The organism is Aeromicrobium sp. PE09-221 (genome assembly GCF_002174305.1).
GTDB lineage: Bacteria > Actinomycetota > Actinomycetes > Propionibacteriales > Nocardioidaceae > Aeromicrobium.
In genome coordinates this window covers 131,791-146,717 of record NZ_MIJB01000024.1, presented here as the reverse complement: position 1 = coordinate 146,717, position 14,927 = coordinate 131,791, and the positions used below count along the sequence as shown (strand labels likewise).

General features: G+C 67.7%; 12 protein-coding genes. 6 read left to right on the top strand and 6 right to left on the bottom strand.

Translation table 11 applies throughout. The features are described 5' to 3' along the window. Positions 1-90 precede the first annotated feature (90 nt). From BHE97_RS13200 to BHE97_RS13190, 3 genes are all read left to right on the top strand, one after another. Positions 91-486: a universal stress protein gene (locus BHE97_RS13200; protein ID WP_087624505.1), complete on the top strand. Its 396-nt coding sequence runs from the start codon at positions 91-93 to the stop codon at positions 484-486. Next, positions 483-1,517 (top strand): hypothetical protein, encoded by a 1,035-nt coding sequence (locus BHE97_RS13195; RefSeq protein WP_087624504.1) that lies wholly within the window; start codon positions 483-485, stop codon positions 1,515-1,517. The genes BHE97_RS13200 and BHE97_RS13195 overlap by 4 nt, the downstream gene beginning before the upstream one ends. 85 nt (positions 1,518-1,602) lie before the next feature. Further along, a complete protein-coding gene (locus tag BHE97_RS13190; RefSeq protein WP_087624503.1) occupies positions 1,603-4,119 on the top strand; it encodes an ATP-dependent Clp protease ATP-binding subunit in 2,517 nt (838 codons plus the stop codon). A 58-nt stretch (positions 4,120-4,177) separates the two neighbouring features. Here BHE97_RS13190 and BHE97_RS13185 read toward each other — a convergent pair whose 3' ends face one another. Beyond that, positions 4,178-5,062, bottom strand: a complete 885-nt coding sequence (locus BHE97_RS13185) for an A/G-specific adenine glycosylase (RefSeq protein WP_087624502.1) — start codon at positions 5,060-5,062, stop codon at positions 4,178-4,180. A gap of 46 nt (positions 5,063-5,108) precedes the next feature. Between BHE97_RS13185 and BHE97_RS13180 the strand changes: the two genes are divergently transcribed. Beyond that, positions 5,109-5,849, top strand: coding sequence for a hypothetical protein (locus tag BHE97_RS13180; RefSeq protein WP_140400157.1), 741 nt, complete (start codon positions 5,109-5,111; stop codon positions 5,847-5,849). Positions 5,850-5,867: 18 nt separating this feature from the next. Here the strand turns inward: BHE97_RS13180 and disA are convergent, their stop codons facing one another. From disA to BHE97_RS13160, 5 genes are all read right to left on the bottom strand, one after another. Further along, positions 5,868-6,935 (bottom strand): DNA integrity scanning diadenylate cyclase DisA, encoded by a 1,068-nt coding sequence (gene disA, locus BHE97_RS13175; protein ID WP_236757684.1) that lies wholly within the window; start codon positions 6,933-6,935, stop codon positions 5,868-5,870. A gap of 81 nt (positions 6,936-7,016) precedes the next feature. Further along, a complete protein-coding gene (gene radA, locus BHE97_RS13170) occupies positions 7,017-8,381 on the bottom strand; it encodes a DNA repair protein RadA (RefSeq protein WP_087624499.1) in 1,365 nt (454 codons plus the stop codon). Positions 8,382-8,506: 125 nt separating this feature from the next. After that, the gene (locus BHE97_RS20155; RefSeq protein WP_170931414.1) at positions 8,507-8,653 is read right to left on the bottom strand and encodes a hypothetical protein; all 147 of its coding nucleotides are present in this window, start codon (positions 8,651-8,653) and stop codon (positions 8,507-8,509) included. Between the two features lie 28 nt (positions 8,654-8,681). Next, positions 8,682-9,320, bottom strand: a complete 639-nt coding sequence (locus BHE97_RS13165) for a VOC family protein (RefSeq protein WP_087624498.1) — start codon at positions 9,318-9,320, stop codon at positions 8,682-8,684. Positions 9,321-9,515: 195 nt separating this feature from the next. Then, positions 9,516-10,253 (bottom strand): hypothetical protein, encoded by a 738-nt coding sequence (locus tag BHE97_RS13160; RefSeq protein WP_087624497.1) that lies wholly within the window; start codon positions 10,251-10,253, stop codon positions 9,516-9,518. 91 nt (positions 10,254-10,344) lie between these two features. Between BHE97_RS13160 and BHE97_RS13155 the strand changes: the two genes are divergently transcribed. Both BHE97_RS13155 and BHE97_RS13150 read left to right on the top strand, forming a co-directional pair. Further along, positions 10,345-11,256, top strand: a complete 912-nt coding sequence (locus BHE97_RS13155) for a Ppx/GppA phosphatase family protein (RefSeq protein WP_087624496.1) — start codon at positions 10,345-10,347, stop codon at positions 11,254-11,256. A gap of 168 nt (positions 11,257-11,424) precedes the next feature. Then, the gene (locus BHE97_RS13150) at positions 11,425-14,718 is read left to right on the top strand and encodes an RHS repeat-associated core domain-containing protein (protein ID WP_087624495.1); all 3,294 of its coding nucleotides are present in this window, start codon (positions 11,425-11,427) and stop codon (positions 14,716-14,718) included. Positions 14,719-14,927 lie beyond the last annotated feature (209 nt).

Genomic DNA, 14,927 nt, shown 5'->3' with positions numbered 1-14,927 from the left:
CCCTGGAGTGTGGCGTGGGACACTATCCTGACATGACCCGGCCTACTGGCTCGTACGCTGGGGGCACGTACTTCGCTCGGGAGGAAACTCATGACCGTCGCCGTCGCTCACCACGACTCACCAGAAGGTCACGCGGCACTGCGTGCCGGTGCCGAACTGGCTCGCCGGCTCGGCGGCGATCTGGCGATACTGCACGTCCTCGACGACGACCTCACCGGCGATGTCGAGGCGGCGAGGCTCGACGCGGGAGGGCGCGTCGCTCGGGCCATCGAGGGTCTCGGAGAGGAGATCCGGCACTCGGTGCACGTCGTGGCCGCCGGAGGCGATGTCGCGCAGGCATTGATCGATCTGTCGACCGAGTCCGATGCCGAGATGCTCGTCATCGGTTCGCGCCGGCGCTCGCCGGTCGGCAAGCTCCTGATGGGCAGCGTTGTCCAGCGGGTCGTCCTCGACAGTCCGGTGCCGGTTCTCGTCGTCAAGCCGTGAGGCGCGTCCCCACCGTCGTCTGGTGCATCACCGCGATCGTCGCGCTGCTCGTCGGTTGGGGCCCGGTCGCCGTCGCCTCGGCGAGCGCCGAGCGCGCCCGGGGAGAGCTCGAGCTGTATGAACACTGGGCCGACGAGACCGTGGTGGTGAGCGGCAGGCTCGTCGAGGTCGGACGCAGCCAGGAGGTGCTGACGGATATCTGGGACACCCCGGTGACCTATCTGGCCGATCTGCGAGGCGAGCCGGTGCTCGTCGCCACGTCTCTGCAACGGAAGACCGGTCCGAGCGATGTTCCCGAGCGGCTCCAGCTGCGGGTGGCCCCCGGACGGGTGCACGCGGACGAGGTGGCCGCGGTGCAGAGCGGTCGCGAACTGGAGAGCGCGGAGGATCTGGCGCAGCGTCAGGTGCAGCGCGTCGAGGACAGCCGTACGACCGCCACGCTGATCGCCGGCATGTGGTGGGTCGCCGCTGCCGCCGCGGTCGTCGGGCTGCTGCTGATCGGGCGGGTGCGAGGCGCCGCGGGTTTCGCGGGTGAGCGCGACATGTCGGCGCCACTGGGACGCTACGACGCCGTGGACCGTGCAGCGCGGTCGACTGAGTTCCCGCTCGTCCTGGGCAGTTGGGCCCTGTTGACCTGTCTGGCGGGCTGGAGCTTCACGAACCTCCCCGCCGTGATCGCCTGGGTGGCGCTGACGGGCTGCGTCCTGGCCGGGACGACGGTGCGCGAGGTTCGGGCGCTCCGGACCTTGGTCTTGGCGCCGCCGGGGATCGTCCGCAGACGACGGCGCGGCCGGGCGATCGGACTGCGCGCACTCGGGATGGTGCCGCTCCTCATGGGTGCGCTGCTGCTCGCGACCGTGGCGGTGATGGCGAGCACGATCGGCCCCGAGGTGCGCCGGGAGCTGACCCTCGGTGTCATGCTGGCCGTCGTCGGCATGGCTCTGTGTGCCGCGGCGGTGGCCCAGAGCCGCGTTCCACAGGCGCCCGTGATTCCGCCCAGGGCGAACAGCGGAACACTGCGCGCTGGATGACAGTTGAGTTAAGCATCTGGACACGCCGGTTCGGGCTCATCGCCTGGCCACTAGACTGAATGAACAGTCCAGCAGAGGGGACGACATGTTCGAGAGATTCACCGACCGGGCCCGTCGGGTTGTGGTGCTCGCGCAGGAAGAGGCGCGGATGCTCAGCCATAACTACATCGGGACCGAGCACATCCTTCTCGGCCTCATCCACGAGGGCGAAGGCGTTGCCGCCAAGGCCCTCGAGAGCCTGGACATCTCCCTCGACGCCGTCCGCGGCCAGGTCGAGGACATGATCGGCCAGGGTCAGCAGGCACCGAGCGGGCACATCCCGTTCACGCCGCGGGCCAAGAAGGTGCTCGAGCTCAGCCTCCGTGAGGCGCTGCAGCTCGGCCACACCTATATCGGCACCGAGCACATCCTTCTCGGCCTCATCCGCGAGGGCGAGGGCGTGGCTGCGCAGGTGCTCGTCAAGCTCGGCGCGGACCTCAACCGCGTCCGCCAGCAGGTCATCCAGCTGGTGAGCGGCTTCCAAGGCAAGGAGGCTGAGACCGCGGGTACCGCCCCGGAACCGGCTGCCGCCTCGTCGGCCGTGCTGGACCAGTTCGGTCGCAATCTGACGCAGGCCGCGCGCGAGGGCAAGCTCGATCCGGTTATCGGCCGCGATGATGAGGCCGAGCGCGTCATGCAGACGCTCAGCCGTCGCACCAAGAACAATCCGGTGCTCGTGGGTGAGCCCGGCGTCGGCAAGACCGCCGTCGTCGAGTCGCTCGCTCAGGACATCGTGCGCGGGGACGTGCCCGAGACGCTCAAGGACAAGCAGATCTACACGCTTGACCTCGGTGCCCTCGTGGCCGGTTCGCGCTACCGCGGTGACTTCGAGGAGCGCCTCAAGAAGGTGCTCAAGGAGATCCGCACCCGCGGTGACATCATCCTGTTCATCGACGAGATCCACACCCTCGTGGGCGCGGGTGCCGCCGAGGGCGCGATCGATGCCGCGAGCATCCTCAAGCCGATGCTTGCGCGCGGTGAGCTGCAGACCATCGGTGCCACCACGCTCGACGAGTACCGCAAGCACTTCGAGAAGGACGCGGCTCTCAACCGTCGCTTCCAGCCGGTGATCGTCAACGAGCCGACCGTGGCCGACAGCGTCGAGATCCTCAAGGGCCTGCGCGATCGGTACGAGGCGCACCACCGTGTCTCGATCACCGACGACGCACTGTCCGCCGCCGCGACGATGGCCGATCGCTATATCTCCGACCGGTTCCTGCCGGACAAGGCGATCGATCTTATCGACGAGGCCGGCGCGCGCCTGCGCATCCGTCGTTCGGCGACGCCGCCGGAGTTCAAGGAGTTCGACGAGAAGATCGCCGACGTCCGCCGGCGCAAGGAGGGCGCGATCGACGCCCAGGACTTCGAGCTCGCGGCCAGCCTGCGCGATGAGGAGAAGAAGCTCATCACGGCCAAGAACGAGCGCGAGCGTGCCTGGAAGGCCGGCGACCTCGACTCGGTCGCGATCGTCGACGAGCACCTCATCGCCGAGGTTCTCGCCAAGGCCACCGGCATCCCGGTCGGACAGCTCAGCGAGGAGGAGTCCACGCGTCTGCTCCACATGGAGGAGGAGCTGCACAAGCGGGTCATCGGCCAGGACGAGGCCATCAAGGCCCTCTCGCGGGCGATCCGTCGTACGCGCGCCGGGCTGAAGGATCCCAAGCGTCCGGGCGGCTCGTTCATCTTCGCCGGTCCGTCCGGTGTCGGTAAGACATGGCTGTCCAAAGCGCTGGCCAACTTCCTCTTCGGTGACGACGACGCGCTGATCCAGCTCGATATGAGCGAGTTCAGCGAGAAGCACACCGTCTCGCGGCTGTTCGGCTCGCCCCCCGGCTATGTCGGCTACGACGAGGGCGGTCAGCTCACCGAGAAGGTGCGTCGCAAGCCGTTCAGCGTCGTCCTCTTCGACGAGATCGAGAAGGCTCACCCGGATATCTTCAACTCGCTGTTGCAGATCCTGGAGGAGGGCCACCTCACCGACGGTCAGGGCCGTGTCGTCAACTTCAAGAACGCCGTGATCATCATGACCACCAACCTCGGTGCTCGTGAGATCGCCAAGGGCGTCAACCTGGGCTTCGCTCAGGCCGGTGACGCCGTGGGCACCTACGAGCGGATGAAGGAGCGTGTGGCCACGGAGCTCAAGCAGCACTTCCGGCCTGAGTTCCTCAACCGTGTCGACGAGGTCGTGGTGTTCCCGCCGCTGACGCAGGAAGAGATCCTGCAGATGGTCGACATGATGATCGGTCTGCTGGAGGCTCGCCTGCTCGAGAAGGACATGAGCGTCGAGCTCACCACCGCGGCCAAGGAGAGGCTGGCCGAGCGCGGCTTCGACCCCGTGCTGGGTGCCCGGCCGCTGCGCCGCACGGTGCAGCGCGAGATCGAGGACACTCTGGCCGAGAAGCTGCTCTACGGTGAACTGCGTGCCGGGCAGATCGTCCTGGTCGATGTCGAGGGCGAGGGTGCTGACGCGCACTTCACCTTCACCGGCACCGACAAGGCCGACCTCGAGCTCGAGGGTGTCCGTCCGGCCGTCGAGGCCGGTACCGGTGGCACCGAGGAGTAACGCTCAGCAGAGCTGAACGAGGCGGGTCCGGGATTCCGGGCCCGCCTCGTCGTCTCCGTCAGTGCCCCGGGAGGGCGAAGAGATCGTCGTCGACGAGGACGGCGAGTCCGTCGTCCAGGAGCGAGGCGAGACATCGGTCGCGTTGCCCGGAGTCCTCCCAGACGAGGTCGAGGGTCGCCTTGTGGACCGGGCCGGGAGCATCGCGCAGCACAGCCATGAGGCGGCCCCGCACCTGACGATCGGTGCCCGCCCAGGCCTGGCCCGTCGGCCGCTGCTCTCCCTCGGGGTAACCCGCCACCCGCCAGGCGCACAGATCAGTGACAGGGCAGGCCTCGCAGCGCGGTGCCCGGGCCGTGCAGACGAGAGCGCCCAGCTCCATCGTCGCGGCGGCCCAGAGGTCGGCATCGTCCTCGGGGAGGAGGTCGGCCGCCAGCGTGCGTTCCGCCGCGGTCACGGCCTTGGCCGGATACTGCTCGCCTGCGATGACGCGGGTGAACACACGGCGCACATTGGTGTCCAAGACGACGTGGCGGCGTCCGTAGGCGAAGGAGGCGATGGCGGCCGCCGTGTAGTCGCCCACGCCGGGAAGCTCCCTCAACGTGGTGTAGTCATCGGGCACGCGGCCGCCGTGCTCCGTCGCGATCGCGATGGCGGCCGAGTGCAGACGCTGTGCCCGTCGGGGATAGCCGAGTCGTCCCCAGGCGCGGATGGCGTCCCCCGAGCTGGCGGCCGCGAGATCGGCGGGCGTCGGCCAGCGTTCCATCCAGGCCTCGAAGACAGGCAGGACACGGCTCACCGGGGTCTGCTGCAACATGAACTCGGAGACCATGACGGCCCACGGGTCGGGGCGCCGGCCGTCCCGACCACGCCAGGGCAGATCACGTCGATGGGCGGCGAACCAGGTGATGACTCGGTCGTGAAGCATCGGGAGGGAGGTCGTCATGGCGCGTCGATCCTTTCATGGCAGGTCGGATCGGTAGCGTTGGACCGTGCCACGAGGACCCTTGCCCGCCGCGATCTACTGGCGCCGTCGGTTGTTGTTCGTGACGGTCCTCATCGCCGTGACCTGGGTCTCCATCCAGGTCTGGAACTGGTCCCAGGAGCGGGGTGACGATTCCCCGGCCGCGTCGCCGAGTCCCTCGGCCACACCGACCGAAGCCGACCCCAGTCCGGAACCGGAACCGGAACCGGAACCGACTGATCTCGTGCCGGTCTCGATGCAGGCGCCCCAGGACGCGTGCACGCCCGAGAACGTTCGTATCGTGCCGTCGGTCGCCGATGGCCAGCCCGGGGGTGCGGATGTCGAGATGAAGCTGCTGGTCTCGACCGTGGACGGGGAGGGATGCGTGCTCAACCCGACCGATGCCGAGCTCCTGGTCATCATCGCGGCGGACGGCTCACCGGTCTTCGACTCGACCGTCTGCCGTGAACCGCTGTTGAGCGAGCCCATCGCCGTTCCCGCCGGGTGGGCCGTGCAGGCCTCCATGCCGTGGAACGGCCGGAACTCCGGAAGCGCCTGCGGCGACGGCGAGCCCCCTGTGGGACAGGGTGACTACACGGTGCAGATCGGCACCCTCGGTGGCGAACCGGGGGAGACCTCGTTCCGCCTCGCCGAACCTGAACCCGAGCCGGAGCCTGAGCCGAGCGAAGAAGCGGAGGAGGAGACCCCGGACGACGAGGACCCGCCCGCGGAGGAGTCTCCGGTCGAGGAGACTCCCGCCGAAGGGTGACGTCGCGCGGCTGAGACGTCAGACGTAGCGTTCGAGGATGCTGGACTCGGCGAGGCGTGACAGACCCTCACGCACCCCGCGGGCCCGCAGATCGCCGACACCCTCGACGGCCTGGAGATCGTCCAGACTCGCGGCCAGCAGCCGCTGCAGCGATCCGAAGTGCACGATGAGCCGCTCCACCACGGTGCCGGGCAGGCGAGGAACACGCGCGAGCAGCCGGTAGCCGCGCGGTGAGAGCGCGGCATCGAGGTTGTCCCCGTGCCCGATGCGCAGGGACTCGGCCACCCTTCCGAGGTCGACGAGGTCGCTTGCGGAGAGACCGCGCAGGTCGGCGAGCACGTCGGGGACGGCGACCTTGCGACGCCCCTGCGGCAGGTAGTCGCGCACCACGAGCTCGCGCTCAGCCTCGACGCCACCCACGAGTTCGTCCAGCTGCAGGGCGAGGAGTCGGCCGTCGGTACCCAGCTCGAGGACGAATCCGTCGATCTCCGCAGCGATGCGCGACACCATCTCCATGCGCTGTGCGACGGCCGCGACATCGCGCACGGTCACGAGATCCTCGATCTCGAGTGCGGACAGCGCATCGGCGACCTCGTCGAGCCGGGTGCGGTAGCGCTCGAGGGTCTGCAGAGCCTGATTGGCCCGGCCGATCACGGCGGCGGTGTCCTCCAGGACATAGCGGCTGTCGTCGAGATAGAGGGCGATGATGTGCATCGACGCCGAGACCGAGATGACGGGCAGACCGGTCTGGCGCGCGACGCGATCGGCGGTGCGATGCCGCGTACCGGTCTCCTCGGTGGCGATGGCGGCATCGGGCATGAGGTGCACGCCCGCACGCAGGATGCGCGTGGCGCTGCCGTCCAGAATGATCGCGCCGTCCATCTTGGCCAGTTCGCGTAGAGCGGTGGCGGTGAAGGCGACATCGAGCACGAAGCCGCCGGTCGAGATCGACTCGACCTGCCGGTCCATGCCGACGACGATGAGGGCACCGGTGCGGCCGCGCAGGATGCGTTCGAGTCCTTCCCTCAGCTCGGTGCCGGGGGCAACTGAGCCGAGGGCGCTGCGCAGTTCATTCGACAGGGCCACAGGCGACAGCCTAGGCTGCGACATCCCTGCGACGCGAGTGGACTCGGCCGAACGGCGCGCCCCCGACGGAGGGGGCGGGGTTCACGAGCCGCTGCGGGCGGCGGCGATGGCTGCCGAGATATGGGAGACCCGGGCGATGGCGAGCTGCCCGCCGACGGCGTCGAGGTCCTCGGTGTTGTCCGGGACGATCGCATGAGTGAAGCCGATGCGGGCGGCCTCGCGCAGGCGCGCGAGGGTGTTGTTGACGGCGCGCACCTCGCCGGCCAGTCCGACCTCGCCGATCGCGACGAGCTGCGGGGGGAGGGGAGTGTCGGCGATCGCCGAATAGGTGGCGAGTGCGGCGGCGAGGTCGACCGCCGGCTCGTGGAGGCGCGCGCCGCCGACTGAGGCGGTGTAGACATCGACATCGCCGAGTCTGAGATTCGCATGCTTGGTGAGCACGGCCAGCACCATCGCGATCCGTGACGAGTCGAGACCGCTGGAGGTGCGGCGCGGCGACGGGGTGGTGGCCCCGACGGTGAGCGCTTGGACCTCGGCGAGCAGGGGCCGGCGGCCCTCCATGGTGACGGTGACACAGGTCCCGGGCACCGGCCGCTCATGGCGGGACACGAACAGACCGGTGGGATCGGGCACCTCGATGATGCCGTGGTCGACGAGGTCGAAGCAACCGATCTCGTCGACCGGCCCGAAACGGTTCTTCACGGCGCGCAGCAACCGCAGGCGCGAGGTGCGGTCACCCTCGAACTGGAGGACGACATCGACCAGATGCTCCAAGACGCGTGGGCCGGCGACGGAGCCGTCCTTGGTCACGTGGCCGACGAGCAGCGTGGCGATGCTCTCGGCCTTGGCCCGGCCGATGACGGTCGAGGCGACCTCGCGGACTTGGGTCACACCGCCGGGGACGCCCTCCACATCGGAGGAGCCGATGGTCTGCACCGAGTCGACGATCAACAGACTCGGCTTGACGTGGTCGATGTGGGTGAGCAGAGCACCGAGATCCGTCTCGGCGGCGAGGAAGAGCTCGTCATGGACGGCTCCGGTGCGTTCGGCCCGCAGGCGGACCTGGGCGGCCGACTCCTCTCCCGACACGTAGAGCGTGCGCCGGCCGGCACGCGCCCACCGCGCCGCGACCTCCAGGAGCAGGGTGGACTTGCCGACGCCGGGCTCTCCGGCCAGCAGCATCACCGCTCCGGGGACCACACCGCCGCCGAGGACGCGGTCGAGCTCGGGGATGCCGGAGCCCGCGGCCGAGGCGGTCTCGACGCCGACCTCGGAGATCGGCACCGCCGGGGACGACACCGGGGCCGCGTTGGTGCGTGCGCCGCGTGTCGCCGTTCCCGCGACATCGACCGTTCCCCACGCCTGACACTCACCGCAACGGCCGACCCACTTGGTGGTGGTCCACCCGCACTCGGCGCACACATACGGGGTCTTGGTCTTGGCCATGGCTCTCAGCGTAGATGCCGCCGCCGACAGTCGAGCATCTCGTTCCTGCGGCGCTACCCGGTCAACCTCATCGGCGACCGACAGGGGTGATGACGTACCCGGGCCGGGTGGGAAGGGTTGCTGAGCTACCGCTCCGCCGGCCGCCCGAGCACGAAGTCCGCGACCGTGGCGGCGCGCGTGTTCAGGGCGCCGCCGATGATGATCAGCGCGGGATCCTCGCCGAGGTCGTCGTAGACGACGCGAGTGCCGTCGAGGGAGGCGATCTGCGCCATGCTCCCACGGTACGCCGGTCGCCGGACCTCAGATGCGGATCGTGTCCCCGGGAGTCGCGAACTCCGCGACCGTGATGCCCGGCAGGGCATTCGGCGCGACCCAGCGGACCTCGATCTGCTCGAGGGCGCTGATCGCGCCCTCGTCCAGCCAGTCGGAGACACGCTGCGGGCTTCCGGCGATCTCGAGCGCCACCAGCTCGATATCGGCCGGTGCCATCTGCGAGGGGTGCTCAGCCGGCTCGATCAGCCACTGCATGACCTGCGGCAGCTGCGGGTCGGCGGCCATCGAGCTGGTGCCGATCTGACGCCATTCCAGGTTGAACCCGTCGGGACGGCGGCGGTTGCCGGGGACCGAGTGGCGACCGATGAGCCGCTCGACCGGGGTGATGTCGTCGACCGCGATGCTCCAGCACAGCCAGCCCCCGCCCAACTCGGAGCGGGCGCGCACGGCCTTGCCGAAGGCGGCCTTCTCGGCGGCCGGATGTTCCAGCACCTCGACGATCTCCATGTACTGGCGGTTGGCCAGCGGCAGGATCATGTTGCGGGTCCCGAAACGGGGATGGATCCCGCCGTCGAGGAAGGGCGTTCCGAGACGTTCGCTCAGCTCGGCGGTGGTCTCGGCGAGGCCCTGTGGCCCGGCGGCGAAGGTCACATGGTCCAGATGCATACGGCATTGTTACGGGCGTCCATCGAGTCCTTCACACTTAGGGTCGGCTCAGTCTCGAACGGTCCCGGGACTAGTGCGAGTCCGAGCGGATGGCGGTAGGCCAGCGACCCTTCTCCCGCTCGGGAGGTGTGTCAGCAACCTCATCGGCGGGCGGTGAGGTTGACCGGATACCGCTGGCAAGTGGGCGGGTGGGTGTCAGTCGGGGTCGGCGGGGTGGGGTTCGGGTCGCCCGTCGGCGAGAAAGCGCTCGCACCGGGCGGCGAGCTGGTCGTAGGCCTTCTGTCCCATCAGCGCGACGAGCTCGGGGCCGTAGGACACGAAGACCGGGTCCGCGCCCACGTGGGCGTCGGTGTTCGACGAGCAGTACCAGTCGAAGTCCTGGCCTCCCGGGCCCCAGCCGGCTCGCACGTACTCGCCGATGGTCACCTCGGTGTAGGTGTCCCCGTCACCGGGGTCGACCTCGCGGAACTGGCGTCGCAACGGCAGCTGCCAGCACACATCGGGCTTCGTCTCCAGCGGCTCGAGTCCTTCGGCGAGGGCATGCGCGTGCAGGGCGCATCCGTAGCCTCCGGGAAAGTCCCGCGAGTTGTGGAAGATGCAGGCGCCGTCGACGACGCGCGTCTTCAGCTCACCATCCTCGAGCTCAGTCCAACCGCGCTCGTGGCCTTCGTCGTGGAGTTCCCATTCGGTGGGGTCGAGCACCTCGACATAGTCGGAGACGCGAGTGACATCGTCGTCGTCGCTGAAGTGGGCGCCGTGGGCGCAGCAGCCGACATCGGGGAGCGAGGCGTAGACGCCCGGACAGCCCTGACCGAAGATGCAGGCCCAACGGGAGGTGAGCCAGGTCAGGTCGACCCGGAAGCGTTCGGTCGAGTCGTCGGGATTCGCGAACTCCACGAAAGCGCGGGGGAAGCCCAGGTCGATCTCCGGCATCACTCCACTGTAGGAGGTTCGAAGGCGTGGCGCGGTGGAACGGCGACCGCGGTGCCCGTGGCCGGGAGCGCCGGCTGTCACACTGGAGGTCATGCGCATGGGTGTGCTCGACATCGGTTCCAACACCGGCCATCTGCTCATCGTGGACGCCTATCGGGGCGGTCCGCCGATTCCCGCGCATTCCTTCAAGGAGCCCTTGCGGCTCGCTGAGCACCTCGACGAGGAGCAGCGGGTGACGGATGAGGGTGTCGCGCGGCTCGTGAAATACGCGGTCGAGGCGACCCATGAGGCTGCCGAGAAGGGCTGCGACACGGTGCTGGCCTTCGCCACGTCCGCGGTCCGCGATGCGGTGAATGCCGATGAGGTCATCCAGGCGGTCAACGAGGCGACCGGACTGGATCTGCAGGTGCTTCCGGGCGAGGACGAGGCCCGGCTGACCTTCCTCGCGGTCCGCCGCTGGTTCGGCTGGTCGTCGGGACGGCTGGGAGTGTTCGATATCGGCGGCGGGTCGCTGGAGCTGGCGGTCGGTGCCGACGAGGAGCCCGATGTCGTGTCCTCGCTGCCGCTCGGTGCGGGCCGGCTCACCCGCGAACGGCTTGAGCGAGGGGTGTCGCTGCCCGAGCTGAAGCTCCAGGTGCGCAGGGAGATCGGCCAGCCGGCCGGACCGCTGCTGCGTGGTGGAGGATTCGACCGGGCGGTCGCGACCAGTAAGACCTTCCGTTCCCTCGCACGGATGTGCGGGGCCGCGCCGTCGGCGGAAGGGCCGTACGTCCGACGGGTTCTGTCCCTGCAGCGGCTGGGCCCGCTGGTCGATCAGCTGGCCACGATGACCCCCGATGAGGTCGCTGCCCTCCCCGGCGTGACGGCGGATCGTGCCCATCAGATGCGAGCGGGAGCGGTCGTGGCGGAGGCGGCGATGGATCTGTTCGGTGTCGAGGAGCTGGAGATCTGCCCGTGGGCCCTGCGTGAGGGAGTCTTGATCGAGCACCTCGACCACCTCTGATCCGGGCGGACGAGATCTTCTGGCTTCTTTCGTCCATTTTCCTGCGGAGGACGATCCCAGTGTGATCCGATCGAGCTAGTGGCGTTGTTCAGCCCAGTAGCAGCGTCGTTCGGCACCAGGTCGCTCGCGAGGCGCGAGGCACCTGGTGGGGGATCGGCAGGTGCCGCTGTGCGCGCACGTCTCATCGGTGTTGTTGCCGGATCGACCGTGGCGATCGGTGGGATGCTGGTCTTTGTGCCGGCGGTCGCCGAGCCGGGAGGCGGTGAGCGTCCCTCCTCGGTATGGGAAGCGCCTTCTGAGGTGAACCGCGAGCCGGTCGGCGACGTCCCGGAGGGTGAGTGGTCAGCGGATCTGATCGTCGAGGAGGTCGTGGAGGACGAGCCCGAGCTCCAGTCCCTCCTGTCGGCGGGTGATGACGAGGTGGCGGCTCCCGGCCTGGGGGTGCAGGAGCACTACGGGTTCGAGGAGTTCGGCCTCGACGACATCCATACCGCGGCGGTGAACCTCGGGAACGGGAACCTGGTGGTCCGTGCGGAGGATCTGGCGATCAACGGTCCTGGCATCGGGCTCTCCCTGGATCGGTTCTACAACGGTCTGTCGGACCGATTCGGCGGATACGGGCCGAAGTGGTCGATCTCGGCGGCACATGACATCGGTCTCGAGGTCGGTCCGACGGCGGTGGTCTTCCGGGCTCCGTCGGGTTTCCGGGCTCACTTCACCGAGGCCGACGGCGGCTGGCAGACGCCCCCGGGGCTACAGGCCGATCTCGCCCAGCAGGACAACGGCGAATGGGTGATGACCTATCGCCAGAACGGCGAGCGGCTGGTGTTCACCGCGGGCGGATTCCTGCTGCGCAACGAGGACCGCAACGGCAATGCGCTGACGTATGCATACGGTGCGAACAACCGCGTCGCCTCGGTGACGGACGCGGCCGGACGTGTGTCGAGCTATGAGTACACCGGCATGCGGGTCTCGAAGATCACCGATCCGGCAGGCCGGGTGTTCGAATTCGGGTATGACGACGACCAGCGGCTCACGAGCGTGAAGGGCGCGGATGGCGGGACTCGCCACTACGGGTACGACGATGCCGGACGTCTCACCAGCATCACGACGGCAGAAGGCTCGGTGACTTCGTTCGGGTACGACGATCGGAATCGTGTCAGCGCGGTCCACCGTCATCTCACGTCCGGCGACCCGGACAGCACGGCCGCTACGACGAGCTTCGTGTATGCCGCGGGGCAGACGACGTTGACCGACCCGGATGGCAACGACTCGACCATCGAGCTCGATGACGACGGCCGGGTGACCTCGGTGACAGATCCGTTGGGACGCACACGTTCGCAGGAGTGGACACCCAACTCGCAGGTCGCGACGCAGACCGATGCGTTGGGTGGTGGTACGGGCGAGGGCAATGTCACCAGCTACAGCTACGACGATGCCAACAACCCGACACAGGTTCAGCTGCCGACCGGCGCTGCGGCCAATGCGACGTATGGCATCGAGGACGGTTGTGCCTCTCCGACCTCAGGTCATCCGCATCTGGTCACGTGCTCGACCGACCCTGAGGGGAATCAGAAGACCTTCGCCTATGACGGGCCCGGCAACCTCACGAATCAGACCGACACGACGAACGGGTCCGGCGGCCAGGAGCTGTCCTACACGCACCACGGCATCGACGGTGCGAGCTGCGGCGGCAAGCAGGGCCAGCAGTGCTCCTCGACCAATGGCAACGGCCACACCACGCAGTACACCTATGACGGCGACGGCAATCTCGCCACCGTCACACCCCCGGGGCCTGTCGCGCCGACAACGTACGGCTACGACTCCGTCGGGCGGGTCACCAAGACGGAGCAGGGCGATCAGGTCATCGGCTACGTCTACGACGCAGCGGACCGCCTGGTTCAGCAGACCGAGGAGGTTGCCGGTGAGGGGACCTGGGAGTCCGACACGGTCTATGACTTCGATGACGACGGTCAGCTGACCGCTGAGGTGCGGTCGGGGGAGCCGATCGGTGGTGGAGCGTATGGGGTCCAGTCGCGACGTGACCACAGCTACGACACCCGCGGCAACACGACGTCGGTGCAGACGCGCGTTCCTTCGGACGGGTCCGAGTTCGATGTGACCATCGCGATGGAGTACGACTCGCGAGGGAACATGACGAGCCATGATGACGGAGTCACGGGCGCTCGTACATACGCCTACGACGCGGCGAGCCAGCTTACCCAGCTGACGGATCCTGGTGGATCGGTGACCTTCACCTATGACGACAACGGCAACGAGACGGGCCGGTCCCTGCCGGGTGGCGCGAGCATCAGCAAGGAGTATGACGATTCCTCCCGTCCGATCCGCATCAGTTCAGTCGACGGCGATGGGGAGGCGGTGTCGGACTACTCGTATTCCTTCGATGACGACGGGGTGGACCGCAGCAAGATCCAGGCCCGCACCGATCACGTCGGCATCCACGCCCCGACCGGCTCGACGATCAGCTACGCCTATGACAGCCTGGGTCGACTCATCGACGCTGATGAGAGTGGTGGTGAGCATTGGACCTACGAATACGACCTCAACGGCAATAGAACGAAGTCCGGAGGTGCGACGACCACGTACAACGAGGCGGATCAGGTCGTCGATCCGGGCGGCAACCCGTCGGTCGTCCGGCAATATGACGATAGGGGAAACATGGAGGGTTCGACGGCCTCCGGGGACATGATCTACAACGCTGCCAATCAGCTCTCGGCCACGCGTGTGTTCGGGACCGGCGGAGCAGTCCCGACAGCGGCCGCTTATATCGACAGCAGCAACACATCACTCGTCAAAGACTGGACTCGATACTCGAACCTGGGGCGGACGGTCGAGAGGACCAGGTTCGAGGCTGAATCTTTCGGTGGTCTAGCGTTGCGCCTGACTGAATCAAATCCTGTTTCAGAGGAGCTTCACGAGTCAATTACGCGTTTGCCTGATGGGCGCGCGGTGTCGATCTCTCGTGATTCGGGGACTGAATATCTGGTGGGAGATCATCAGGACTCCACCACCGCGAAACTGAACGCGGACGGAAGTGCGGCGGCTATTTACGCATATGAACCCTATGGCAGCCGACGCGCCACCCCGGCTCCGGACTCGCTTTCCGGCTTCGTCGGGGCTCAGGCTGGTCTCGGAGGAAACCTCAAGCTCGGGGCAAGGTACTACCAGCCCGGCTATGGAACCTTCACCCAAATGGACCCTGCCGGAGAGGAGCAGAACCCGTACCTCTACGCCGCGGGCGACCCCATCAACAACGTTGACCCCACGGGTCTGTCTTGTTTCGATGCGTCTCTCCGAGGTGTAGCTAACGGTATTGGCTTCGCTGGTAGCTTCGCCTCCATGATTTCAGGTGTGGGCGCGGGCTGGGGCGCAGCTGGATTTCTCGCATCTTCTTACGTGCTGCCGGGGACCATCGATTTCATCGGAGAGGAGTGTTTCTAATGGAGTCGAGACGTCGCATCTCCGGCGCGGCGTTAGCGCTGTGTAGTCTGGGTTTGATCGTTGTCGCAGGTGTTGGCATTATATCTGGCGGGGGCTCGGAGCCTCCCTGGGTGATGTGGGGTCTGGCAATAGTAGGAGTGTTTATCGGAGTTGCTGGAATACGGCTCTGCTTCACTAGGTCGTAACCTACCTGCCCGATGAGGCATTGG